This window comes from Streptomyces sp. NPDC005070 (assembly GCF_053600395.1).
In genome coordinates, this window is record NZ_JBSFZS010000503.1 from 1 (window position 1) to 1,462 (window position 1,462).

At 65.5% G+C, this 1,462-nt stretch carries 2 protein-coding genes; both read right to left on the reverse strand.

All coding sequences use genetic code 11. The annotated features are described in order from the left end of the window. Positions 1-100: 100 nt before the first annotated feature. Positions 101-1,063, reverse strand: coding sequence for an ABC transporter substrate-binding protein (locus ACWEBX_RS40620; protein ID WP_451889709.1), 963 nt, complete (start codon positions 1,061-1,063; stop codon positions 101-103). A 13-nt stretch (positions 1,064-1,076) separates the two neighbouring features. After that, positions 1,077-1,462: ABC transporter permease subunit (locus ACWEBX_RS40625; protein ID WP_451889710.1), on the reverse strand; the 386-nt coding region annotated here is incomplete at its 5' end.

Consider the following 1,462-nt stretch of genomic DNA (forward strand, 5'->3'; position numbering starts at 1 on the left):
ACGACTGGTCGGCGCGTGACATCCAGGCCTGGGAGTACGTCCCGCTCGGCCCCTTCCTCGGCAAGTCCTTCGCCACGTCCGTGTCGGCATGGATCGCGCCCTACTTGATCCAGGCGTCGACCTTGTCGCGGTTGGCGTCGACCCACTTCTTCGCCGCGGCGTCGTCGGACATCTTGTCCTGGGCTATGTACTTGGCCACGGTGTTCTGGTCGTCGTTCGTCCAGTTGAAGTTCTTCACCAGGTTGTAGGCGGGGCTGCCCGACGTGGAGAACTTGGCGCTGACGATCTTGTCCAGGTCGTACACGGGATAGTCACAGGCGACCTTGGCCGCGACGGCGTCGCAACCCGTCGTGTACTTCGGCAGGTTCACCTTGACCAGCGGCACCTCGGACAGGAACCACTGCGGCTCGTAGAAGTAGCCGATCACCCACTGCTTGTTCTTCTCGGCGGTCCGGAAGGCCTGGATGAGCGCGGTCTCGCTGCCCGCGTACACCACCTTGTAGTCCAGCTTCAGGTTCGTCACCAGCGCCGCGTCGTTGGTGACGTACGACGGGTCGCCGTCCAGGAGCTGGCCCTTGCCGCCCGACTCCGAGGTCTTGAAGTTGGCCGCGTACTTGTTGAGGTTCTTCCAGTCGGTGATGTCCGGGTGCGCCTTGGCCAGCCACGGCGGCACGTACCAGCCGATGATGCCTTTGTTGCCGGTCTGGCCCGCCTCGACGGCGGTCTTCTGTCCGGAGATGTATTTCTTCTTCAGGTCGTCGTGGCCCCAGTTCTCCAGGACCGCGTCGACCTCGCCCGTGCCGAAGCCCTGCCAGGCGATCTGCTCCTTCAGGTCCTTCTTGTTGACCGTACAGCCGAGGTCGTGCTGCGCGACGTACGCGACGACCGCCGCGTCCGCCTCGTAGCCCACCCACGGGTTGACCGCGAGATTGAAGGTGCCGCACTTGCCCGAGCTCTTGGAGCCGGAGGAGGCGGTGTCGCCGACCTTCGCTCCGCCGCATGCGGTGAGAGTGAGACCGAGGACGGCCAGGCCGGCCGCGCCGGTTCGCCAGTGTCTTGCCATGGTGTCGTGCTCCTTAAGCGCTGGTACGGCGCGCCGCTGCCTGAGTGATCCGGTCGAACATGACTCCGAGCAGTACGATGGCGAGCCCCGCCGCCAGCCCCTTGCCGTACAGCTCTCCCTGCGAGAATCCGGCCACGACGTCGTAGCCGAGGGCGCCGGCTCCCACCAGGCCGCCCACAACAACCATCGACAGCACATAGATCAGGCCCTGGTTGGTCGCGAGAGTCAGGGCGCTGCGTGCCATCGGCAGTTGAACTTTGGTGATGATCTGCCAGGTGTTACACCCGGCAGCGGTGGCCGCCTCGACGGTGGTCTCGGGCACGGCCCGCACTCCGTCGGCGGTGATCTTGATGGCGACCGGCGCGGCATAGACGACGGCGGCGACGATCGCGGTGAAGC